General features: G+C 39.0%; 26 protein-coding genes, 1 tRNA gene and 1 pseudogene. 14 read left to right on the top strand and 14 right to left on the bottom strand.

Translation table 11 applies throughout. The annotated features are described in order from the left end of the window. Positions 1 to 62: 62 nt before the first annotated feature. The 6 genes and pseudogenes from NQ185_RS13860 to NQ185_RS13880 form a co-directional block, all read right to left on the bottom strand. The gene (locus tag NQ185_RS13860) at positions 63 to 857 is read right to left on the bottom strand and encodes a YheC/YheD family protein (protein ID WP_257582516.1); all 795 of its coding nucleotides are present in this window, start codon (positions 855 to 857) and stop codon (positions 63 to 65) included. Between the two features lie 613 nt (positions 858 to 1,470). Next, a complete protein-coding gene (locus tag NQ185_RS13865; protein WP_257582517.1) occupies positions 1,471 to 2,163 on the bottom strand; it encodes a CPBP family intramembrane glutamic endopeptidase in 693 nt (230 codons plus the stop codon). Between the two features lie 150 nt (positions 2,164 to 2,313). Next, on the bottom strand, positions 2,314 to 3,123 hold the full coding sequence (locus NQ185_RS13870) for a putative protein N(5)-glutamine methyltransferase (RefSeq protein WP_257582599.1): 810 nt from the start codon (positions 3,121 to 3,123) through the stop codon (positions 2,314 to 2,316). 155 nt (positions 3,124 to 3,278) lie between these two features. Beyond that, the gene (locus NQ185_RS20190) at positions 3,279 to 3,560 is read right to left on the bottom strand and encodes a DapH/DapD/GlmU-related protein (RefSeq protein WP_308784544.1); all 282 of its coding nucleotides are present in this window, start codon (positions 3,558 to 3,560) and stop codon (positions 3,279 to 3,281) included. Between the two features lie 138 nt (positions 3,561 to 3,698). Beyond that, positions 3,699 to 3,797: pseudogene (locus NQ185_RS20195) on the bottom strand (maltose acetyltransferase domain-containing protein); the annotation flags it as partial. Positions 3,798 to 4,049: 252 nt separating this feature from the next. Then, entirely contained in the window at positions 4,050 to 4,448 is a 399-nt protein-coding gene (locus NQ185_RS13880; RefSeq protein WP_257582518.1) for a DUF2500 domain-containing protein, read from the bottom strand. Between the two features lie 341 nt (positions 4,449 to 4,789). Here NQ185_RS13880 and NQ185_RS13885 point away from each other — a divergent pair, with 341 nt between their 5' ends. The 4 genes from NQ185_RS13885 to NQ185_RS13900 all read left to right on the top strand — a co-directional run bounded on the left by NQ185_RS13885 (position 4,790) and on the right by NQ185_RS13900 (position 7,339). After that, positions 4,790 to 5,239 (top strand): hypothetical protein, encoded by a 450-nt coding sequence (locus tag NQ185_RS13885; RefSeq protein WP_257582519.1) that lies wholly within the window; start codon positions 4,790 to 4,792, stop codon positions 5,237 to 5,239. Position 5,240: 1 nt separating this feature from the next. After that, a complete protein-coding gene (locus NQ185_RS13890; RefSeq protein ID WP_257582520.1) occupies positions 5,241 to 5,468 on the top strand; it encodes a helix-turn-helix transcriptional regulator in 228 nt (75 codons plus the stop codon). 57 nt (positions 5,469 to 5,525) lie between these two features. After that, entirely contained in the window at positions 5,526 to 6,239 is a 714-nt protein-coding gene (locus NQ185_RS13895) for a DUF4386 domain-containing protein (protein ID WP_257582521.1), read from the top strand. 140 nt (positions 6,240 to 6,379) lie between these two features. Beyond that, positions 6,380 to 7,339 (top strand): NAD(P)-dependent alcohol dehydrogenase, encoded by a 960-nt coding sequence (locus NQ185_RS13900; RefSeq protein ID WP_257582522.1) that lies wholly within the window; start codon positions 6,380 to 6,382, stop codon positions 7,337 to 7,339. A 334-nt stretch (positions 7,340 to 7,673) separates the two neighbouring features. Here NQ185_RS13900 and NQ185_RS13905 read toward each other — a convergent pair whose 3' ends face one another. The 4 genes from NQ185_RS13905 to NQ185_RS13920 form a co-directional block, all read right to left on the bottom strand. Beyond that, a complete protein-coding gene (locus NQ185_RS13905; RefSeq protein ID WP_257582523.1) occupies positions 7,674 to 8,381 on the bottom strand; it encodes a DNA alkylation repair protein in 708 nt (235 codons plus the stop codon). A 57-nt stretch (positions 8,382 to 8,438) separates the two neighbouring features. After that, a complete protein-coding gene (locus tag NQ185_RS13910; protein ID WP_257582524.1) occupies positions 8,439 to 8,765 on the bottom strand; it encodes a YnfA family protein in 327 nt (108 codons plus the stop codon). A 63-nt stretch (positions 8,766 to 8,828) separates the two neighbouring features. Further along, complete coding sequence (locus NQ185_RS13915) at positions 8,829 to 9,203, bottom strand: nuclear transport factor 2 family protein (protein ID WP_257582525.1); 375 nt, start codon at positions 9,201 to 9,203, stop codon at positions 8,829 to 8,831. Between the two features lie 140 nt (positions 9,204 to 9,343). Further along, positions 9,344 to 9,901, bottom strand: coding sequence for a hypothetical protein (locus NQ185_RS13920; protein WP_257582526.1), 558 nt, complete (start codon positions 9,899 to 9,901; stop codon positions 9,344 to 9,346). 272 nt (positions 9,902 to 10,173) lie between these two features. Here NQ185_RS13920 and NQ185_RS13925 point away from each other — a divergent pair, with 272 nt between their 5' ends. Continuing rightward, a complete protein-coding gene (locus NQ185_RS13925; RefSeq protein WP_257582527.1) occupies positions 10,174 to 10,341 on the top strand; it encodes a MerR family transcriptional regulator in 168 nt (55 codons plus the stop codon). A gap of 251 nt (positions 10,342 to 10,592) precedes the next feature. On the opposite strand, the gene NQ185_RS13930 is transcribed toward NQ185_RS13925, so the two are convergent. The 3 genes from NQ185_RS13930 to NQ185_RS13940 all read right to left on the bottom strand — a co-directional run bounded on the left by NQ185_RS13930 (position 10,593) and on the right by NQ185_RS13940 (position 12,840). Further along, on the bottom strand, positions 10,593 to 10,946 hold the full coding sequence (locus NQ185_RS13930; RefSeq protein WP_257582528.1) for a YciI family protein: 354 nt from the start codon (positions 10,944 to 10,946) through the stop codon (positions 10,593 to 10,595). A gap of 149 nt (positions 10,947 to 11,095) precedes the next feature. Then, the gene (locus NQ185_RS13935) at positions 11,096 to 12,010 is read right to left on the bottom strand and encodes a VOC family protein (protein ID WP_257582529.1); all 915 of its coding nucleotides are present in this window, start codon (positions 12,008 to 12,010) and stop codon (positions 11,096 to 11,098) included. A 101-nt stretch (positions 12,011 to 12,111) separates the two neighbouring features. Further along, on the bottom strand, positions 12,112 to 12,840 hold the full coding sequence (locus NQ185_RS13940; RefSeq protein ID WP_257582530.1) for an alpha/beta fold hydrolase: 729 nt from the start codon (positions 12,838 to 12,840) through the stop codon (positions 12,112 to 12,114). 726 nt (positions 12,841 to 13,566) lie between these two features. Here NQ185_RS13940 and NQ185_RS13945 point away from each other — a divergent pair. The 7 genes from NQ185_RS13945 to NQ185_RS13975 all read left to right on the top strand — a co-directional run bounded on the left by NQ185_RS13945 (position 13,567) and on the right by NQ185_RS13975 (position 21,113). Beyond that, positions 13,567 to 13,639, top strand: a tRNA-Phe gene (locus NQ185_RS13945). A 413-nt stretch (positions 13,640 to 14,052) separates the two neighbouring features. Beyond that, positions 14,053 to 15,486, top strand: a complete 1,434-nt coding sequence (locus NQ185_RS13950) for a M23 family metallopeptidase (RefSeq protein WP_257582531.1) — start codon at positions 14,053 to 14,055, stop codon at positions 15,484 to 15,486. 139 nt (positions 15,487 to 15,625) lie between these two features. Next, positions 15,626 to 16,333: a response regulator YycF gene (gene yycF, locus NQ185_RS13955; RefSeq protein ID WP_257582535.1), complete on the top strand. Its 708-nt coding sequence runs from the start codon at positions 15,626 to 15,628 to the stop codon at positions 16,331 to 16,333. A gap of 5 nt (positions 16,334 to 16,338) precedes the next feature. Next, entirely contained in the window at positions 16,339 to 18,165 is a 1,827-nt protein-coding gene (gene walK, locus NQ185_RS13960) for a cell wall metabolism sensor histidine kinase WalK (protein WP_257582536.1), read from the top strand. Then, positions 18,162 to 19,514, top strand: coding sequence for a YycH family regulatory protein (locus NQ185_RS13965; protein WP_257582537.1), 1,353 nt, complete (start codon positions 18,162 to 18,164; stop codon positions 19,512 to 19,514). The genes walK and NQ185_RS13965 overlap by 4 nt, the downstream gene beginning before the upstream one ends. Further along, complete coding sequence (locus NQ185_RS13970) at positions 19,501 to 20,313, top strand: two-component system regulatory protein YycI (RefSeq protein ID WP_257582538.1); 813 nt, start codon at positions 19,501 to 19,503, stop codon at positions 20,311 to 20,313. Before NQ185_RS13965 ends, NQ185_RS13970 begins: the two co-directional genes overlap by 14 nt. Positions 20,314 to 20,318: 5 nt before the next feature. Next, a complete protein-coding gene (locus tag NQ185_RS13975; protein WP_257582541.1) occupies positions 20,319 to 21,113 on the top strand; it encodes an MBL fold metallo-hydrolase in 795 nt (264 codons plus the stop codon). Positions 21,114 to 21,168: 55 nt separating this feature from the next. Here the strand turns inward: NQ185_RS13975 and NQ185_RS13980 are convergent, their stop codons facing one another. Continuing rightward, positions 21,169 to 21,594 carry a hypothetical protein gene (locus NQ185_RS13980; protein WP_257582543.1) on the bottom strand — a complete coding sequence of 142 codons (426 nt, stop codon included), beginning with the start codon at positions 21,592 to 21,594 and terminating at the stop codon, positions 21,169 to 21,171. Between the two features lie 108 nt (positions 21,595 to 21,702). On the opposite strand from NQ185_RS13980, the gene NQ185_RS13985 reads away from it, so the two are divergent. Then, positions 21,703 to 22,920 carry a S1C family serine protease gene (locus NQ185_RS13985; RefSeq protein WP_257582544.1) on the top strand — a complete coding sequence of 406 codons (1,218 nt, stop codon included), beginning with the start codon at positions 21,703 to 21,705 and terminating at the stop codon, positions 22,918 to 22,920. Between the two features lie 193 nt (positions 22,921 to 23,113). Further along, positions 23,114 to 23,272, top strand: coding sequence for a CxxH/CxxC protein (locus NQ185_RS13990; RefSeq protein WP_257582545.1), 159 nt, complete (start codon positions 23,114 to 23,116; stop codon positions 23,270 to 23,272). Positions 23,273 to 23,288: the final 16 nt, after the last annotated feature.

Consider the following 23,288-nt stretch of genomic DNA (forward strand, 5'->3'; position numbering starts at 1 on the left):
TATAACACTTAAAGAAGAATGAGTGATTGGACTATCAGTTTATTTCAAGCCCATACTAGGTCTCAGGGGCGTCTTATTTTATTATTTTCTTCTTCTTTTTGTAATTTCCTGATTCTATAGATTTTCTTTAGCGTTTCTTTATCTCCAATCGTTGCAAAGTTTCGAATTCCAGGGAAGGTGTTTACCTCAAATATAACGGGAACTTCATTTGATTTTATTCCAAAATCAATGCCATATTCCAAACAAGGAAATTCAAGATATACCAATTCAGCTGCCATAATAGAGATTTTTTTAATGGTACGAATAAAAGCATTTTTTTCTTTGGCGTTCATCCCAAGATGTTTTGATAATAATTCAGAAATCCCCAAAGCATGGGCTCCTTGATTTATATTGACGATACCACTTTCAAATGTTTCATCTGTAGAAATATTTGCAAACATACCACTCACAATCCAGCTTCCTTTTAACTTTTGGATATGGGTACGAATTATAAGCGGGTCTCCGTTTAAGGTAATGCTATTGATTCCTTCCTGAATAATAAAGGCGCCATTTAAACCGAATCCAGTTGAGTAATTTTCAAGCGAAAAGTCATCAATTAAAGTGATAGAAATATTTAATGGCTCCCCCTTTAGCGTAAAGCCATTAATACGATAATTCCCATTATCCTCTTTATAGGCTTTGAATATTCCCTTCCCTTGGCCACCTCTTTCATGTTTGATATAAACAAATTCATAGCGCTCTAAAAATTCTTTAAAATTTTCAACACTATAAATCTTTGTTTCAGGAATATAATTGGCGGTTAATTGATTCTCGGATAATAGTTTGTGTTGGTAATGTTTACTTATCCTAAAAAACAATAAAATCACCCCTTTTCGTTTTAGTCTAGGATAATAGATAAGTATTGTTTGTGATGAAAATGGAATAGGAAAAAGGTTACAAACTTTTGCATGTTCTCTACCTATGAATAAAAATCCATTCTTAAATAACATATGTTTGAAAAGGAATCTGGTCTAAACAATTGACTAGCTTTCTTTGTTTTATAATGTAAATAATCCTAACAAAGTCATTTTTTTTACTTTTAATTAATAAGAAAATAGTAGGCTTTATATAGTGTACCGAGGGATGAAAACAAACGGCGGAAGATATTCCTTTCCAGACACTTTGTATTTTGTTCGATCGACGCTTTCAAATATAAAGGTGACGAAATAAGAAGTACTCGTATGATGGGTGTGAAAATCCCCCTATTCATATAGTTATGTAAGGGACCGATGCGAGTGGAAATTCCTCTTTTTTTCTGCTGCTGCTGAGATGTTTTTAACAGAAATTCAGAAGAAATTTTCAAATTCTATAGAGGAAGTATAGGAAGTCTTGTAACTTGAATCTTGAACAATCAATCTGCGACATTGGTACAATAAAAAAAGCGTTAATCTTGGATTAACACCCTAATGAAATAGTGCTCTCTCTAGGAATTTAGTGATTAGCGGCTTGTGTATTATATGGCGGAATGAAGTTGTATTTTAAACCACCACGCGACTTTCTAATCCATATGACAATAAGTATGATAACGAGGAAGCGAAAGGCAATCCCTACAATTCCACCTTCTGGACCATATAATCCACCAGAAAGCCAAGACTGATCTAAAAGGTTTAACCTTAAAATTCCTTCTACTTTAAAACCACTAAGAGGAAAACCTAAAATGGGTGCTTGTACATAATTCCAAGCGAAATGTAATGCCCAAGGAAGCCAAATTTTACGTGTAAAGATAAAAGCTAGTCCATACATAGCCCCGCCCAAGCCATTGCTAAAAGCAGATAATAGGGTGGCATGGTCATTATCAAAATGCACATAGCCAAAGTAAATGGAAGTAATAAGGATTGCGAGCCATGGTTTTTTAAATACCTTTAGGAGAATAGTTAATAAGATACACCTAAATACTAATTCTTCATACCCTGATGATAGTAATGTGAGTCCTGTATAGTAAGCAAAGGTGTTTAGTTGAAAGCTAATATTTTTGATCTCTACTAATCCAAATATTATACTTGTTGCAAATATACCCATCATTGCAAAGCTAGTGATTGCTATACCAATTAAAATATCATTCCTTGAATAAATATCAGGGATAATCGGTGTTAAAAGTGCTTTCCACTTACTTACTTCAGTCATATAGTTCTCCTCTGGATTCAGCTTTTTTTGCTTTATTATACAAGATAGGCCTTCCAATTTAGCCATTATTTACAAAAACTATTATGCGGTTATTCAACAAACCTGTCGTTCAATAAAAAAAGAGCCTCTACTATTTAGCTCTCGAACACTTTAATTAAATGCCGGATTGACCCCAATAACTACAGTAGCATCCAGTTCTACGTCTCGAACTACTTTAGTGGACAACCCAGCATTAGCAAAGATCTCAAAAGTTTTTGGTGCCTGCATTTCGCTCGTCTCTATCAATAGGTGTCCTCCCGGAGAGAGCCAATACGAGGCTTCATCTACAACTCTTCGTAATATATTTAGCCCGTCATCTCCGCCGTCTAAAGCCACATTTGGTTCATATAGACGTGCCTCTGAGGGAAGTAGTTCTATTGATTCAGTAGGAACATAAGGTACGTTGGCCACTAAAATATTAATATGCCCTTTAATGGATTGTGGTAAAGCCTTATACAAGTCACCTTCAAAAACATGTCCGCCAAATTTAGTAATGTTTCGTCTTGCACATTGTACTGCGATGGGGTCAATGTCAGAGCAATATAAAAAAATGTCTCCTAAATCAGCCGCAAGAGCAGCACCGATAGCCCCTGAACCACAACAAAGGTCAACGACTATATCACCGGAACAAGCCAGGGTTTTTGCCTGATGAACAAGAAATTCGGTACGTTGCCTGGGAACAAAAACTTCCTGTTCCACTACGATCCGGAGATCACAGAAGTGTGCCCATCCAATGATATATTCAAGTGGTAAGCCAGCTAGTCGCATTTGCACCTTTTTTAAGAGGTCCTCTAAAGATTGTGCCTCTAAAATAAGTAACTGAGTCTCATCCTCTGCATAAATACAACCGGCATTACGAAGCTTGTTGGCAATAGATTTTACAGTTTGGTTGTCAAAAAAGACATTTATCTTTTTATCTATTCCTATCACCTCTTTAATTTTGGTTAATCATTAATTCGAGGAAATAAAAAGAATATCCTCCTTCAACATTAAAAAGGACGCACTCCTTATTGCGGATATGCGCCCTATAATTGAAAATGGTACTATAATTCCCGAGTAGTAACGAGTTCCATCATTTATTTGTACTTATCTTTATCTGCTTCCGTTATTTCTCTGATTACTTTACAAGGAACACCTGCTGCTAGTACATTACTAGGTATGTTTTTTGTCACGATACTTCCTGAAGCAATTACGGTATTGTCTCCTATTGTCACGCCTGGCATAATCTTTACACCGCCACCAACCCAAACATTGTGACCAATTGTAATGGGATAAGCATATTCAAGCCCTTCATTTCTATCTTCAACATCTAATGGATGTCCTGCAGTATATATTCCGCAATCCGGTCCAATAAACACATAATCACCTATCGTTACTTTAGCCTCATCAAGAATAATCAAATTATGATTGGAATAAAAATGATCGCCTATTTCAATATTGTATCCATAGTCACAATAAAACGGCTGTTCAATAACAAAGTCTTTTCCAATCTTAGAAAACAGCTGTTTAATGGTAGCTTCCCTACCCTCAAAGTCATCAATTTCTAAAAGATTATATTTTCTACAAATCTTTTTACACTCGGTTCTTTCTTTTATGAGCTACCGATCGTGATTATTATTATAAAGCAATCCTGCTTGTGCCTTTTCTTTCTCTGTCATGATGGAATAAGCTCCTTATTCTATGTTGTATATTCTGTGAGATTCCGCTTTTCATAATAACAACCTATGAAGGTTCCTTCAATTAAAAATGATTAGGTAATGCTGGAAGGAACAACTAACAAAAAAGAGCGATAACTATTTTCATGAGCAGTTCATCAACAATATCAATAATATCCTCATGTATTTTACTTAGTTTAGATTCCTCTCAAATCCAAGATAACGTGTCCCTTGAAAGGTAAGAATGCCAATATCTCCTTCTGCAAGCAGGCCGTATTCCTTTCCCGACACTTTTAACTCAGAACGATCGCCACTTTCAAATTCAAACGTAACAAAATAAGATGTATTCGTATGATGGGGGTGGAAATCATTCCCATTCATATGGTTATGTCTACTTACTTTTGCCCTTTTAGTCTTTACAAGGGCTGGGACCGACAATCGTGGTGATTGCTCATTTTTTTGCCACTGACTTATTCCTTTAACAATCGAAATGATAATCATAGTAATAATAACGAAAAAAATAATGCCTATAAAAGTTGGAACAATATCAAACATTGCATTGTTAAAACCCGAAAAGTACACTTCCTCCATACCATTCACCTCGCTTCGTTACCCATAATACGTACCATTAATTCAGAAGGTTTCAACAACACCAAAGCAATAAGAAGTTTGAAAACGTTAAAGAGTTTTATCAAAACTGCATGTGAACCTCTAATTAAAAAATGTTAGATTCTTTGAATAAATTTTATGATTTGAAAAGGGAAACATGATATCTCTAAATAAGATGGGTCATAGGGAGATCAGCATATTGTTAAATTAGCAATATGTGGTCATTTTTTTGTAACATAAACTTGACACTGTGTATAGTTTATATTACATTATGTTTAATAAAATTAACATAGTGTAAAGTTAACTAAACAAGGAGGTTAATAATGACCTATCAGGAAAAGAAAAGTATCTTATCGTTGATCAGTACGATTCTCATTTTTGGAATTTATTGTTTGTACATGTACCAGCAGTATCCCGGCGGGGAGATGATGGGGTCGGCTGAGTCCTTTCGCTATTGGGGTTTCTTTGTCCTCATCTTGACTTTAGTTTCAATAGTTGCACACATAATTATCAGCATTATATTTAACATCGTCTTTAGAATTACAACCAGAGAAAAGGAACCAAATTTTGCGGATGAACTGGATAAATTAATTGATTTGAAAGCGTTCCGGAATTCCTTTTTTGTGTTTATCGCCGGCTTTCTCCTTGCAATGGGGTCGCTGATCATCTATCAGCCTTTACAAGTAATGTTTATTATCCTGATCACTTCTGGATTCCTTTCCGATGTGACCGGAACTACTACGAGACTTTATCATTATCGGAAAGGAGTTTAAGATGGGTAAAAAAAATCTTGTCGGCAATCACATCCGAAAATTACGATTCAATCATGATGAAATGACACAGCAGCAATTGGCAGACAAGGTAGGCGTTACAAGACAGACAATCGTGGCTCTTGAAAAGGGAAACTACTCCCCATCTCTAGAATTGGCTTTTCGCATTGCTCATGCCTTTAACTTACCACTGGAAGAGGTTTTCTTTTATGGAGACAACTCAAAGCTGTAAGAATTGATTATTGTTTTGCTATATCGTTTGTAAATTTATTAAAAAGGGGACAAATAAATGAATTCAAACAAAAAAGCAGCCAAAGTTGTGGGGGTACTGTTTATTCTTGCAGCCGTTTCGGCGGTTGCGGGCCTTATATTATACGACCCTATCCTTAACGGTCCTGATTACTTGGTTAATGGTACTGAACATGCCAATCAAATAGTACTTGGATCAATTATGGAACTCATTCTTGTCGCTTCAGCGGTTGGTACGGCAACAATAATGTTTCCGATTTTACGAAAATATAATGAAACTATTGCCTTATGGCATGTTTGTTTCAGGTTTCTTGAAGCGATTATTATTACTGTTGGTATAATCAGCGTACTGTCCCTTTTGACATTAAGCCAGGAATTTGTTGCATTAGAGTCTCCGGAAACCTCATCTTTTCATGCATCAGGAATCGTATTACATGCAATCCATAAATGGACATTTTTGCTTGGCCCTAATTTCATGCTAGGAATTAATACAATGATGTACAGTTATATATTTTATAAAACCAAGCTCGTACCGAGGTTTATACCCATTTTGGGTATGACAGGGGCAACCCTTGTTTTTATTTGTGCTTTGTTCGTAATGTTCGGTGTATTTCCTCAACTTTCTATTTGGGGTGCTATTCTGGCATTACCTGTAGCTGCGAATGAAATGATTTTAGCAGTTTGGCTCATCGTTAAAGGATTCAATCAATCTGCACTTGCTTCATTGTTTGCCAAAAAGAAAACAACGATTTAGCAGGAAAGATTGCATAGAAATTTTTAAAAATAATCCGGAACAAATTTTTGGAATCTTTAAAAATCAATGATTTCTATTGTCGGGCTCTATACGTTATGATTCCATTCACGATGAAGAGATTAACTAAAAGGAGTGTACAGATGAGAGCAGCTATTTATAATGCATATGGTCCCCCTGAAGTACTGAAGATACAGGATGTAGAACAACCACTTATTAAGGATGAAGATAGGGTGTTGATTAGAGTGCATAACGCGTCAGTCAATGTATTTGATACTCTGTACCGAAGAGGCTATTTGCCTACAAGGTTAGATAATGGGTTTACAAAACCCAAAAATCATATACTGGGTATAGACGTGTCGGGAACGGTAGAGGCGATAGGTAAAAACGTGCACAGATTTAAAATTGGCGATCATGTTTTCGGTAGTTGTTTCGGTTCCCATGCAGAATATGTCTCACCTCGTGAGAATTCCCTTAGTCTTATGCCGAAGAACATAACTTTTGAGGAGGCAGCATCTATACCATGTGCGGGACAGACGGCACTGCAAGCATTACGAAATGTAGCTCAAATAAAGCAAGGACAAAGGGTTTTAATCTATGGTGCATCAGGTGGTGTCGGTCACTTTGCTGTTCAGCTTGCTAAATGCTTCGGGGCTGAGGTAACGGCAGTTTGTAGTACCTCAAATCTTCAATGGGTAAAAGAACTTGGTGCAGATTATGTTCTCGATTACACTAAAGAAGATTTCGTGGATAACGGAAAAAAGTACGATGTCATTCTAGATGCGGTTGGTAAGCGGACCTTTTTCAGCTGTTTGGGTTCTTTAACTGAGACAGGGGTTTATATTACAGAACACGCAATTTATCCAAAGTATCACCCAATTCAATTAATGATAGGTTCATTGATTGGTCGCAAGAAAGCAAAGGTTCATCTTACAAAACCGAATGATAGGGATATGGATTTCTTACGCAGTCTCGTGGAGGAAGAGAAGATAAAACCTGTTCTTGAAAAATGCTTTTCTTTGGATCAAATTGTAGAGGCTCACCGACATGTTGAAAGTGGACATACAAAGGGAAAGGTCGTTTTGGAAGTCAAAACTGGATGATTTACATTCGGAAATGTATGGGTACAAACATATAGACGTCAAGAATCTCAACCTATGTTAAGACCACTTTGCTGTGGCACCCATCACCAAAGTGGCCTTAATATAGGACTAAATAGAAGAGACGAAGCTATTCGTCTCTTTCTTACTATCCGAATACCAGGGATAGCCTAGTCAATAAAGAATCGTTGGATTGAATCCCCCACTTCAATCAAATGATAGTTTGTTAATATAGAAAAAGTAATTAATCATTAGTGCAAAACACACAAATACTACTAACAAAAAGGAGTGTCAATCCAATCTTTCTTGGTTGACCCTCCCGACGCGAAGCTTATTTTTAACATCTTACATATTTGCGTTTGAAACCGAGCTTCCCTTTATCAATTTGTTTTTGTATATTTTCAAGAGCATTTAGAAAACTGCTTTTTTTATTGTCACGTTTAACTTCTACGATACCTATTTCTTTTGCAGTCTCGACAGCCTTTTCATGGAGCGGCATATATGAGGTCCCGACGGTGTATAAAAAGTTATTCATAGCTGATTTCGTTCGTTCAGGCGAATCGTGAATCGTATTTTTCACCATTTCAAGCATATTGGAAATTTTACTTTCAGGAAATTCATGGTCGGGGCGATTCCCCAACAGCCAGCAGTAGCAACTCCAGCCCGCTGACATTCTCAATTCTTCGCCGCTCGCGATCCATTTATCAGCAACGTCTTGTGCAATATCTGACTCCGATAACGTTACAGCCACCACATAATCTGACAGCATATAAAAATATGCTGCATCAATCCAACGATCATAATCCTGTTCAGTCATGGCTTTTGGGTCCGCAATAATGCCAGCAAAGTACATGGCATCATAGTTGCCTGTCGCATAAAGCTCTTCAGCTAAAGGTTGATTTATTTTTATTTTCTTAGCAATTGGTTTCATAGCGCCTGTAGCCACACCAAAAAGCGGCTCGTGTGCACCATTCGATATGTACATTTTTTTCATTCGTTCCTTGCCAAGGGCTTCAAGCTCCTGCATAACTGTTTCGAAGTCCATCGTTTTTGCACATCCTTAATTAATATTAGTATAGTTTAACATCATAAATAAGATTGTTTACGGCCGAGGTGCAAACAACATGACGGTAACACCAATTATACATATACCTGCACCTATCCAATCATATAAATCCGGTGTATTTTTATCAACGCCCCATCCCCATAGTACTGAAAGAACGATAAACACTCCCCCATACGCAGCATAAACTCTGCCGAATGATGGGAATGTTTGAAATGTAGCGATAACACCGTATAAAGCCAAGGCGATTCCACCGAAAACACCCCAATAAAAAGGTTTACCTTCTCTTAGCCAAAGCCAAATTAAATAACCCCCACCAATTTCAGCAAGTCCTGCAAATGCAAATAAGAGAATTGCATAAGCCAATTCATACACACCCTTCTAAATCCTTAACATCATTGTAAATGTAAATTAGCTTAAAACCATTTATCAAAACACACCATTCTCATTGGGAGAATTCTCCGGTATGGGCTGACCCACATCCCAAAGTTCAACGATGAGATTGTTATGGAAGCGGAAAATGTGGACGACAGCCCCCCCTAGGTCATCTTGCTTTTGCTTCACAAGAGAGTGAACTGCAACGATATCTTCCTCTTCGATGACACGTTTTACCTCAAGACTTTTATGAGGGTTCTTGGCTGCATTCTCTTCCATAGCGAGCATCAGAGAATCAGCATCTCCACGGAAAAAGGGATTATGATGGCGGAAATCCGGACCAATATACCTACGATATGCTTCGCGTACTTCCCCAGACGCCACCAGTTGCAAAAACGCCACTGCCTTATCTTTTAGAGAATTCATCATTTTGCACTTCCTTCATTAATATTAATACCCATTTAACCAACGAGATTATATTTTTTATTAAGCAACGCATGTAAGAAGAGCATTAATCCTTTCGTGGATCAACGCACTAGTTATTTAAATAAGTTAATAATGTTATGCAATTAATCTAAAGGCTCAATAATTTCAAGTTTCCCTTTGTAAGGGCTACGTTTATTCCAAATAAAAGTGATTAAATACTGTTGATTTTCTTCAATTAATTGAAATTCATTATAGGAAACTCTGACTTTTTTATCATTGATGATCAAATAATACTTTCCGTCATCATGTAGCTTTTGTTCCACTTTAAATATTCCGCTAGTCGATACTTCTTGGAATTGATACTCTGTTATAAAAATAATGATAACGATAGAAGATATGATCAGTATAGATTGAACAATTGTTTTTAAATGCGTTTTTTTTCTGCCTCTTTTTCGTAGATACTTAGTAAAGAGGATGATGTAAATAAGAAGCAAAGCAGGTACTACAAATATGGCTATTGTAAAAGGTACATACAATATTTCGTGGAGACTATAATTATAGTCCGCAATAGCTTGGATTCTTCCAAGCTGTAACCCTATAAACGATACATAAATTAGTGCTAGTAGCCAGTACAATGCTATTTTTTGAGCTTTAAATGACTTTTTTAGTTCCATTTCTTTCTCTTCTTTATTAAGGTTCATTCCAACCCCACCCCAAAAACATAATTTGCCTTTGTCTATTCTTTTACTATTCTAGCCATTTATCAAAAAGATTTCCTTACTTATTTTGACTCTGATGTTACATGAGAATATATGATTATTTATAGAGTGATGATGCTATGAAATACAAAGTAAAAGAAGTTGCCGAATTTGTAGCTGTGAGTATTGCTCCGCTCCATCATTATGATAAAATCGGTCTCCCTTCACCCGAATAGGTAAACCAAGCAGGATATCGTCTTTACACAGATTACGAGTTGGAGCGATTACAGCAAATCTTGTTTTTCAAAGAAATGGGGTTTTCATTAAAGGAAATCCAAAAAAATCTAGGCCATACAGATTTTTATTGCAAACGGGCGTTAGAAGTCTATTTAGATATTCTTCTCCAAAGAAAAAACGCCTGGAAGATATCGTCAACACAGTAAATATCCGTCGTTTTAAATTTTTAGTTCAAGCCTTAATTTTCGTAACGTTTTTTCTCCTAAATCCATTTAAGATTTTGCTTATTTAACCCCTACTTCGTTAGTAAAATAACCTCAACAAAAAAGCGTTAATCTTTCTTCGAGTAAACTAGGCTCAGCTAAGTGGAAGCGTAAGAAGAGAATTTTATAGTAAATATTTTTAACAATGGATGGTAAAAGGCAACGGATAATCCGCTGCCTTTTCACTATGCATGTTAGTCAAATACTTGACGCAATTCAATCTGTCCTTCCCCATGTCCTTGCGGGTCCGGCATCCTTATTGCCCACTCGATGGCTTCCTCCCTCGACTTCACATCAATCAGAATGAACCCGGCAATCAATTCTTTCGTTTCCGTAAATGGGCCATCCGTAACCACTGGCTTTTCCCCTTGTTTCGGAAAAGAAATGCGAATCCCATTTGAACTTGGATGAAGTCCTTTAGCCATAACCCGCACGCCTGCCTTAACTAATTCCTCATTGTACCTATCCATGGCTTCCATAAGCTCTGGGTTCGGGAGATTTCTGCCTTCCGAATTTTTTGAGGCTTTGACAATCAACATAAACAGCATAAAAATTTCCTCCTTCTTTTTTACTTGCCCCGTCGTTCAACACATTTCAATGAAAAAATTTTTATCAGTGGAAAATTAGTTTCTTTTACATAATTTCCCTAATAGCTTCCAAAGTACTTCCATGAAACTAAGTAGAGGCTGTATTTTCATTATTCCTTATACACTTTCCGTATCTCCGTAAGATCAAGTTTCTTCATTTTAAGGATGGCCTTATTAACTCTGTCAAATTGTTCTGGTGTGCTATTCGTCATTATCTCGTCCATATCTCGCGGCACAATCTGCCAGGACACTCCCAACTTATCTTTCAGCCAACCGCATTGCTCGGCTTCAGGAACTGCAGAAAGCTTATCCCAGTAGTCATCAATCTCTTCTTGTGTGTCGCAATATACCATAAATGAGATTGCCTCGTTGAAATTAAATGTATGATCTCTTGCGCTGTCCGTTGCGGTAAACCATTGATTCTCAAGCAAAAAATCAGAAAACATAATGGTTCCTCCTTTGTCGGGATCCATGCCTTTTGGGTAGCGGACCATTAAGCCTTGCTTGGAGTTCTTAAAAACGGATAAATAAAAATGGATTGCCTCTTCCGCTTCGCCGCATTTATCACCGACAAATATAAGTGAGGGTAATATCGCTGGCCTTTCCTCACCTTCCGGATTCGTAAGGATTAACTGCCATGACAAACCAAATTTATCTTGAATCCAGCCATACCTCTCACTGAATGGATACTTATCGAGTGGCATTAGCACTGTGCCGCCATCCGATAATTTGTTCCAAACTTCATTTATTTTTTCACTCGCTTCTTTATCTCGTGATGGATCAAAGTTTACCATGAAAGAAACAGACGGATTGAATTTGAAGTAAGGCCCTGCGCTGATTGCCATGAATTTCTGTCCCCACAGCTCAAAAGAGACTAATTGAGCGTCACCCGATGGTGTGTCGTGAAGTGTAGTTTCATTCGTAATTCTAGAGTCCGGGAAAATGGAAGCATAAAACGCAGCTGCTTCACTCGCCTCCTTGTCATACCAAAGATGAGGAACGATGTTTTGATTTGCTTTTGACATAGTGATCCTCCTAATTTTTTAAAATGATTGCTAAATGTCTATGTTTTCTTTCATCACTCGGTAAAGAAACTCTTAAAATTTATCGCTCCCGTTTCCCCTTTTCAATCATATTGAGACTGCCTTGCAACATCGCCTATCATGGAAGCTAACTCCCCTGGACGCGACCACATGGGCCAGTGATGTGTAGGAAGATCAATGTATTTGACGTCATGCAGCTCTGCTAGTCCACTTATCCAAGCATGCCCTTCTTTGATGAAAGCTTTCATTTCATCAGACGAATGCGATGTGCAAATCACGATGCTTGGCACATCGAGTCGCTTATTATTTTTCAATATAGGTGCCTCCCGGACGGCATCACCTGGTTCTGGAATAGCGCGCTGTCTTAATAGGTTACGATGTTCGTCACTCATTCCGCGGATATCGGCCTCATCAAGTTCCTCCCATGGAGGCAGTGGCATCTCAGTACCAGTGAAGTTAGGATTTACCGCTCCCTTCAATGGGAAGGTATCAACGTAAACCATTGCTGCAATCAGCTCGGGAATATGATCACTTACCGCGTAACCGGGAACTGCAGCCCCACTGTGAACGGCGAGCACGACAGGCTCCCCAGCTTCTCTTACCGCATCGATTATCGCGTCAACGTGATCGGACAGTGTAACTAAGGAGCGGTCAGAATCAGCCGATTCGAGACCGGGCAAAGTAAGAGCTTTAACATGGTGTCCTTCGTTTTGGAGAGCATGGGCAACATCATCCCACGCCCATGCCCCGAGCCAGAATCCAGGTACAAGGATAATAGGTGCATGGGGGTTTCCTAATTTTTTCACGTTCATAAAAATTCTCCTCTGCTGTAGTAAGTAGTTGAAAATATCTTTACTAGAATAAATTCCATAAGAAGTTAAATTCTCCTTTTTAAAAACGTGAATTTAAAACAATTACACAAGGAGTCAGTATAGGAATCGAATTGCACATATTTTAAGAGAAGGTTAGTAGAATGTTTCATGTATATGGAAGGAGATACAAGGATAAAATCTGAATAATGCTTATGAGGATATATATAATAGGACTATTAGTACAAGCAGAAAGGTCGAAAACGAAAAGAATTTGTCGAAAAAAGTTGTAACCTATTAAAAGTTTATGATAAAATCAAAATTATCCTCTCAAAACGTAGCGAATTAGGTTATATGTAGTAACAACCTATCGAATTACCACAGTAAAGTTTGTTGGATGCTATTAAGTAGAAGAGGAACAAAATAATATTACGGCTCGGTAGCTCAGTCGGTAGAGCAGCGAAGCGATACATCTCTGCCCCAACTACGCAGCCGCCCCCAAGGAGCCGCATCTTGCATCACCCACTGAGTTGGGGGTGAAGGACGATCGGATCAGCATAAGCGGAACAAAATAATATTACGGCTCGGTAGCTCAGTCGGTAGAGCAGCGAAGCAACACATCCCTGCCTCAGCCACGCAGCCACCCCCAAGGAGCCGCATCTTGCAAAGCCTTCTGAGTTGGGGGTGAAGGACGATCGAATTAGCATAAGCGGAACAAAATAATAATATGGCTCGGTAGCTCAGTCGGTAGAGCAAAGGACTGAAAATCCTTGTGTCGGCGGTTCGATTCCGTCCCGAGCCACATTCCCACAAAAAGTATTGCGATGACTTAGCCTCTCGTAGTGCTTTTTTTATGTGGAAAAACGTTATAACAAATCCGTCAGAAAAATTTGAAATAAGACAACGTAAGCCCTAAAAAAACATTGTTGTAACAAGTTTGTAATATAAATTACTTGTATATGTAAAATAATAGAAAGTTCGGACTCTTGTCTATGTAAAACACCAAAACCTTGCCCCTAAAGGGTTTAGCTCCTCCGACACCTGGTCTTATCAACCCGAAATGACAACATTTATACAATTATATTACATTGTTTCATATTGTCTCATTTTGGAAGATTTATATGGTAAAGTAATAGCAGGAAATGACTATGCTACTAAATACCTACTATACATACTAGAGAATAGGTTAGAAGCTTAATTTTAGGGGGAAAACAAATGGCTTTAGAGGTTACTCGGCCCAAGAGGAGAGGGACATCAAGGTTTTTGTTAAACTGTATTGCGTTCATATGCGCTTTTATGATGATATCATCTTCTGTCGCTGCCGATACAAAACTTGATTCAGTTATTCACGTCTACATCGACGATACATATATAGGAACCGTGTCGAATCAAAGCGTAATCGACAATGTTGTCGAAAAACTAGTTAATGAACAGCAAGAAAAGTACGAGGACTACAACTTAGAACTTGGAAACAAGCTTATTTACATTTCTGAGCAAGTATTTAGGTCCAATGCAGATAACGAAGCTGCTAGTAAAAAGGTGGAAGAACTAGCTACAATCAAAGCTGTTGCCACTGCAATCATGGCTGATGGCAAAGCCATTGCGTATGTCAAAGACAAATCCGACGCAAAGAAGATTATCAATGATCTCAAGCTTCAATATGTTTCAAAAAAGGATCTAAGTTTCGTAAAGGCATTAAAAGCGACGAAGGCACAACTAGAGGATGTTAAAAAAGATCAATCCCGTGTCATCGATGTGAACATTAAAGAACCATTCTTTTTCAAAGCTGAAAAAATAGATCCAAAAAACATCTTATCCCGTAAAGATGCTTTGAAGCTATTACAAAAAGGCACTCTTGAAGAGAAAAAACATGTTGTGAAGAAAGGCGAAGCCCTTGAAATCATCGCAAAAGATTACGATCTAAGCCTTAAAGAGTTGGAAAAACTAAACGAAGGAATAACGGAAGACTCCATCCTTCAAATCGGGCAAGAGCTGAATACCGTTGTAACGAAACCACTTTTTCATGTCGTTGTGGATCGGGAGAAGCATCAAGAAGAAACCGTTTCGTTTGAAAGAGAAGTAATCGAGGATAGTTCGTTGCCAAAAGGCGAAACGAGAGTGAAACAAGAAGGAAAGAACGGGAAAACCGCTTATATATATAAAATTAAAGAAGTAAATGGTCAACAAACGAATAAAGAAGTCATTAAAGAGACCGTCCTTGAAAAACCGGTGAAACAAATTACGATCAAAGGAACAAAAGTAATCCCATCCCGCGGAACAGGCAACTTTACATGGCCGACAAACGGAGGATATGTTTCAAGCGTCCAGGGTCAACGTTGGGGAGCGCATCATAAAGGGATTGATATTGCGAGACCAAGCAATTACACAATCAAAGCAGCCGACAATGGAATCGTCGTAGAAGCAGGCTGGAATAATGGCGGCTATGGGAATAAAATTGTCATCAATCATCAAAACGGATATCGTACCGTATACGCTCACTTAAGTAAAATTAGTGTATCAGTCGGTCAGCGCGTTGAAAAAGGCTCAGCCATTGGGGTAATGGGGAGCACTGGAAATTCAACTGGAACCCACCTGCATTTTGAAGTTTATCAAAATGGGCAGCTGCGAAATCCATTAAGTTATTTTTAAGGAATTAGAGACAGATTCTAAAGGGGCTAAGCTACCTTGGACCTGTCTCTTTTCTTATGCTAAAATAAAGAGATTAACAGCATAAAATACAGATTACGTTCACATAAAATAGATTATTTTGTAAAGGGGAAATGAGGCCATGGATAAAAAGATACTTGTTGTTGACGACGAGAAGCCAATTGCAGATATTCTTCAGTTCAATCTGACGAAAGAGGGCTTTACCGTGCAGTGTGCATACGACGGGGATGAAGCTCTTAGACTTGTGGAAGAAATGAAGCCTGATATGATCTTGCTCGACATTATGCTTCCTAATCGTGATGGCATGGAAGTGTGCAGGGAAGTTCGTAAAAAGTACGAAATGCCGATTATCATGTTAACCGCAAAGGATTCGGAAATCGATAAAGTATTAGGTCTTGAGCTTGGTGCAGATGACTATGTGACAAAGCCATTCAGCACGAGGGAATTGATTGCGCGTGTGAAAGCGAATATGCGCCGTCATGCCCAAGCAGCGCAACATGCAGAAGATGATGAAAATGATGATATTACAGTTGGTAATTTAACGATACATCCGAATGCGTATGTCGTTTCGAAAAATGGTGAGACGATTGAGCTGACGCATCGTGAATTTGAACTCCTCCACTACTTGGCGAAGCATATCGGCCAGGTGATGACGAGGGAGCATTTGCTGCAAACCGTATGGGGTTATGATTATTTTGGGGATGTCAGGACAGTGGACGTAACCGTAAGACGACTCCGTGAAAAAATTGAAGATAACCCTAGCCATCCTAATTGGATTGTAACAAGAAGGGGAGTAGGCTACTACTTACGCACACCTGAACAGGAGTAGGCATCATGCAAAAAGTAAGTTTTTTCAGATCAATCCACCTTAAATTTGTGTTGATCTATGTGTTATTAATCCTGATTGCCATGCAAATCATCGGGGTCTATTTTGTCGGCAAGCTCGAAGATCAGCTCGTCACAAACTTTCAAAAAGGAATTGAAGGGCGTCTTCCGTTGCTTGAATACAATATTCGCGAAGAAATCGTGAAAGACCGTTCAGCTGAAGACGCTCTTCCTTTAGAAGCGGAAATTAAAAATCTTCTATTCGACTTCTCTACCGCTGATATTTCCGAAGTGCGCATTATCAATAAGCGGAGTCTCATTATCGGTACATCTGAACAGAACAACGAAGGAGTCATTGGCCAAAAGTCTACCAATCCTATGGTGAAAAGAACACTTGAGCTTGGTGAAGCGGAAGATAAAATTTATTTTGATAGGCCATCGGAAGGTCGAATTTGGGTGTTAACCTCCCCAATCAAACAGAATGGGGAAGTCATTGGCACCATTTACCTTGTCGCCAAGATTGAAACTGTTTTTGAACAGATGGATGAAATTAACAGCATTTTTATCACTGGGACCATCATAGCGATGTTTATCACAGCAATTCTTGGGATTGTCCTGGCAAGAATGATTACAAGGCCTATTTCTGATATGAAGCGGCAAGCAACCGCAATGGCAAAAGGTAACTTTTCCAGGAAGGTTCGTGTGTACGGAAATGATGAAATAGGGCAGCTTGCTCTTTCCTTTAACAATTTGACAAAAAAGCTCCAAGAAGCGCAGGCGATGACGGAAGGGGAGAGACGCAAGCTTTCATCCGTCCTTTCGTATATGACGGACGGGGTAATTGCGACAGACCGCAAAGGGAAGGTTATTTTAATCAACGAAAGAGCTGCAGACATGTTAGACGTTTCACGTGAAACAGTCATTTCCCAACCGATAACGGAGTTGCTGGAACTCGATGAGGACTATACGTTTGAGGAACTGTTAGAAGAAAAAGAATCGGTCATTCTTGATTACAGTACGCCGGAAACCCATTTTATTTTACGTGCCAATATGTCCGTTATTCAGCGTGAAACAGGATTTGTGAACGGATTAATCGTTGTACTGCATGATGTAACGGAGCAGGAAAAACTCGATGCGGAGCGAAGAGACTTTGTTTCAAATGTCTCTCATGAATTACGGACACCACTTACGACAATGCGAAGCTATCTTGAGGCTTTAAAAGATGGGGCAATGAAAGACGAAACGCTCGGTCCTCGTTTCTTAAGCGTCACCCAACTCGAAACGGAACGAATGATTCGCCTCGTCAATGATTTGCTGCAGTTGTCTAAAATGGATAGAAGAAACTATGAGATTAACCCAGCATGGGTCGATTTTATTACATTTTTCAATTACATTATCGATCGATTTGAAATGACGAAAGAAAGAGATGTTTATTTCCGCAGACTGTTTCCGAAACAAGCGGTTTTTGTGGAAATTGATGAGGACAAGCTCACTCAAGTTATTGATAATATCATCTCCAATGCACTGAAGTACTCGCCAGAAGGAGGCACGGTCACCTTCCGTGTAAAAGTGCTTGATGACAAAATTGAAGTGAGCATTAGTGACCAAGGGATTGGAATTCCGAAAGACAATATTCAAAAAGTCTTTGAACGTTTTTATCGTGTCGATCGGGCAAGGACGAGACAGCTTGGGGGAACAGGCCTCGGTCTAGCAATAGCGAAGGAAATGATAGGCGCCCATGGAGGGGATATTTGGGCGAAGAGCAAAGAAGGAAAAGGGACGACAATTTTGTTTACCCTTCCTTATGACCCTGGACAAGAGGATGATTGGCTGTGAAATATGAAACAGTTAAGTCAATAGTGTTGGCCACGCTCGTAGCTTTGAGTGCCTTTCTAACATGGAATTTGTGGACGTACAAGCCTAAATATGAATTAAATGATACGAAATACGTTCATGAAATGTCCGTCGTAGATAATAGGGAGGCTTCGCAAAGGGAGGCATCACAAATCATCAAACCGTTGCAAGTGCTTTTTCACATTGATGAAAAACATTTCGGAACGGTGCGAGAAGAGGATATTAGTGAACTTTTAACCGAAGTAGGCAAGTGGAATATTTATGATTTAGGAAGTGCGCGAATCCTTGACTACGATAAAATACAAGAATTAGCGCAGTCGAACAATCGGATTGAGCTTATCTATCCAGATTCAGTTCCTTTCGATTTATATAAAGGAGCCATCCACTTTGAGGCAGATGTATTGCCAAACGCCTCCTTTGATCGGATTGTCATTAAATTAGATAGCGATGAAAAAGACGGTCCGGCGGTGTATTTTATCTCGACAAATGAAGGACGTGTATACAAAAGCAATGTGAATCCCGACCTAGTTGCTGCATTACTGGACGAGACGAGAAAGAAAAAGAGCAAATACGATGAATACAAACCCTTTGAAATGCCTGGCGAGGGTAGTCCCGACCGAATTATCTTTTTAACGACTAAAGAAAAAGCTTTGGATGGCTTTATCTATAGAATAGAGTATATTAATCCCGAAAAATTCAAAGATGCGTTGTTTCGAGATCCGAAGAAAGTTCGAAAAGATCCACTTCCGGACGGAGAACAATATACGGATGATCGAAGCGTCATGAACGTTGACTTTTCGACTAATATGATTGACTATATTAACCCTGGACAAAATTCCATATCGGAGGAGAATCCAAGCAATCAAGATGATGTTTTGAAAAGAAGCATTGACTTTGTGAATGAACATAGGGGTTGGACGGATAACTATCGCTATTTTGGTATGGCAGAATATGAAAAGAAAACAACTTTTCAGTTATTTTTGAATAACTATCCTGTTTTTAATGAGCAAGGGATGACGAATATTCGTCAATATTGGGGCAGTGAAGAAATTTTTGAATATAAACGCCCATTTTTCTCAATCCAATTTAAACTGCCAGAGCAAACAAGAACTGTTCTGCCATCTGGTGAAGACGTCATGAATTTTTTACTGGATGATCTTAAATTAAATCCGGATGTGTTGGAATCAATCTTGATTGGCTATAGGCTTTCAAAGGATTCTTCCAGTCCAGAATATGTTTCCCTCGAGCCTTCTTGGTATTACCTTTACGGAGGTTCCTGGATTCGCTTTGATTTGGAAGAAATGAGGGGGGATATGAGTGGACTGGAATAAGATAAAAACGATTTTCATTATTGCATTCCTCATCCTCGACCTTTTCCTACTTTCGCAATTGATGACGAAAACAAGGCAATTTGAAGAGAAAAAAGATCCAACAACAGAAGAAAATATAAAATCTGACGGGATAAAATACGATGGCATCCCGAAGGATATTGTCAGTGACCATTACATGAGTGCCAATACAAAGATATTTACGAAAGAAGAACTAGCTAAGATTGAAGATAAAATTGAGGATTCGGAAGAATTAGCAGCGATTCATGTAACATTGAAAACACCGATTGTCGTCAATGAAAAACAAGATTTTTTCGAGTTGAATGACTTTGTCCATTCACATGTGCTTTACGGTGAAGATTATGACTTCTGGAGCTATGACAAGGAAGAAAACACCATCACCTATTATCAAAAATACGATGATAAGCTGCTATTCATGAATCGAAGTGCACATCTTGTTTTCCACGTTAACGAGAATGGAGAAGCCATTTCATACGAACAGACGATGCTCGATGCATTTGATCCGATCAGTGAGCAAGAGGAATTGTATCCAGCTATGCGAGCGCTAGAGGCACTATATTTAAAAGGATATTTGAAACCAGGCAGCGAGGTCGTTAAAACGAAGATTGGCTATCATACGCTAGTCAATATGGAAGCAATAGCAACGCAAGTATTAACGCCAACATGGCATTTTCTTGTAAAGAATAAAGACAACACAACGGAAGATTTACTTGTGAATGCGTTTGAAGGACAAATCATCCAAGCACAACAGCAAGCCAATGAGAAAACAAAAATGGAGTGAAATGAATGTCAATGCAATTCAGTGTGCTGGCGAGCGGCAGTTCCGGAAATGCTATTTTTATAGAAACTGAGAACCATTCATTTTTAGTGGACGCGGGACATAGTTGCAAACAAATGGACAAGCTGTTTCAGCAAATTGATCGTGATCCAGCGAAATTGGATGGGATTCTCGTCACACATGAACATAGTGATCATATTAAAGGGATTGGCGTCATGGCCCGTAAATATAAACTCCCTATTTATGCGAATGAGCGAACGTGGCAGGCAATGGACGGGCTTGTCGGGGAAATCGCCGTCGAGCAAAAATTTGTATTCGGAATGGAAACAGTGAAAACATTCGGTGGACTTGATATTGAGTCGTTTGGCGTCTCCCATGATGCAGCGGAGCCGATGTTTTACATATTTCGTTCAGGCGGAAAAAAACTGGTCATCGTGACGGATACAGGTTATGTGAGCGACCGCATGAAAGGAATCATTTCCAATGCGGATATGTATGTATTTGAAAGCAATCATGATATTCAAATGCTGCAGATGGGCAGATATCCGTGGAGTGTAAAGCGGAGGATTTTGAGTGATGTTGGGCATGTGTCGAATGAGGATGCGGCGCTGGCGATGAGTGATGTGATTGGAGACCAGACGAAGAGGATATATCTTGCACATTTAAGCCGAGATAATAATATGAAGGATCTGGCGCGGATGAGTGTGCAGCAGACGCTTGCGGCGAAGGGAATGGCTGTTGGAGAGCAGTTTGAGCTGTATGATACGGATCCTTTGATTCCGACGGCTTTGACGGCGGTTTAGGAGCGGTTTGTTGGTGGAAAAGGATGAAGACATTCGAGAGTGATTTCGGATGGATTCATTCTTTTTTTGTTTGGGATTTTTGGACGGGGAAGCTGATTTTTTCTTTGTTCTCCGTCTCGATTGGGTTCGAATCGCCACGCAAAGTTGTGTTTTCCTTGTTTTCCGTCTCGATTGGGCTCGAATCGCCACGCAAAGTCGTGTATTCCTTGTTTTCCGTTTCAATTGGGTTCGAATCGCCACGTAAAGTCGTGTATTCCTTGTTTTCCGTTTCGATTGGGTTCGAATCGCCACGCAAAGTCGTGTTTTTCTTGTTTTTCGTCTCGATTGGGTTCGAATCGCCACGCAAAATCATTTTTCCTGTGTTTTCCGTCTCAATTGGGTTCGAATCAAGATACAAATTGGTTTTGCGCCGCGCCTCTTGGGTCTTCTTCCCGCAAAAGTCTCGCCGCCCATTTTTTAGTAATGTATATCGAAAAAACACTCTTTTCCACTTTTGCTTTATATTTTGTTATTTTATCCATAAACATTATAATATGAACATATAAAGGCAAACTATGGAGTATGGTGCTATAGAAAGGGAAGGTGTTTTATGGGATTTTACGATGATCACAGCCCGAACCGCTATCAAAGGAAACGAGGGAGATCGGGTTTCTTTTCGGGGCTAATCGGTGGGATTATAGGAGCCTTGCTTGTTGCCATCATTTATCCGAATATAATAGGCAACAATAATCAATCTGACGTAAGCACTGCACGAATTGAAACGAATCAAGGAATGGAAAACAATAATGTAACGAAAAATCTCTCTCTTGATGTAACGACGGATGTAACGAAAGCCGTTGAAAAAGCAGGAACTGGAGTAGTAGGAATCACGAATATCCAATCAGCTAACTTCTGGTCAGCTACAGGTGATGGACAAGAAGCAGGAGTTGGTTCCGGGGTCATTTATAAAAAGGCCGGAGATACTGCTTATATTGTAACGAACAACCACGTCGTAGAAGGGGCTACACAATTAGAAGTAACCTTGCCAGACGGAACGAAAATTGCTGCAAAGCTTAGAGGTACCGATGTGTGGACGGATCTCGCTGTCGTTGAAGTCAGTTCAAAAGGGATTGCAAACGAGCAAGTAAATGAATTCGGAGATTCTGATGCATTAAAAATAGGCGAACCTGTTCTTGCCATCGGAAATCCATTAGGACTGCAGTTTTCAGGATCTGTTACACAAGGAATCATCTCTGGTGTTAATCGTACTGTACCTGTCGATATTAATAATGACGGAATTCCAGACTGGAATGCGGAAGTTATTCAGACTGATGCCGCCATCAACCCTGGGAATAGTGGTGGGGCGTTAGTAAATATCGCGGGCCAGGTCGTAGGCATCAACTCGATGAAAATTGCCCAAAGTGCTGTTGAAGGAATCGGTTTTTCCATTCCTATCAACTATGTCGCGCCAATCATTGAAGACCTTGAGAGATATGGCGAAGTAAAACGCCCTGCGATTGGGGTTACACTAAGAAATGTAGCGGAAATTTCAGCTTATCATCAACAGCAAACATTGAAGCTGCCACATGATATAACAGACGGAATTATGATTGAATCTGTTGTGCCGAATTCTCCTGCAGATAAAGCAGGCTTAACAGAACTCGATGTAATCGTTAAAATGGATAATGAAGAAGTGGCAGATGTGGTAGAATTAAGAAAATATTTATACAACCATAAAAAAGTCGGCGATTCCATGACGATCACTTATTATCGTGGTGGGAAGAAACAAGAAGTAACTCTTAAGCTGACGGACGATACAAGAATGTAATGTGGATAACTAAGCGGAAAGCGAATGATGGCTTTTCCGCTTTTTTCATTGATATGGTAAAATGGGTTGTGGATAAGTGGATTAGTATTGTGGGTAAAATAAGCTGAAAATAACTAACACTTTTAGTTGAATGGAATATGTGGATAGAGATTGTGTAAAAGTAAATGAAAGTCAGCAGAGAGAAGGGTTAAAAATGATTTATTGTTGTAAAGAACATGTAGAATTGGCACTTGATATTATTGTAGATGAATACGAAACAGCACCCGTATTAGAGGAGATCAAAACAGAGGGTAACTTATCCACAACCTGTGAATATTGCCAATTGCCAGCTGCATATATTGTGGGGAACTAATATTCGCACACAAAAT

The sequence above is a fragment of the Lederbergia panacisoli genome (genome assembly GCF_024626525.1).
GTDB lineage: Bacteria > Bacillota > Bacilli > Bacillales > Bacillaceae_C > Lederbergia > Lederbergia panacisoli.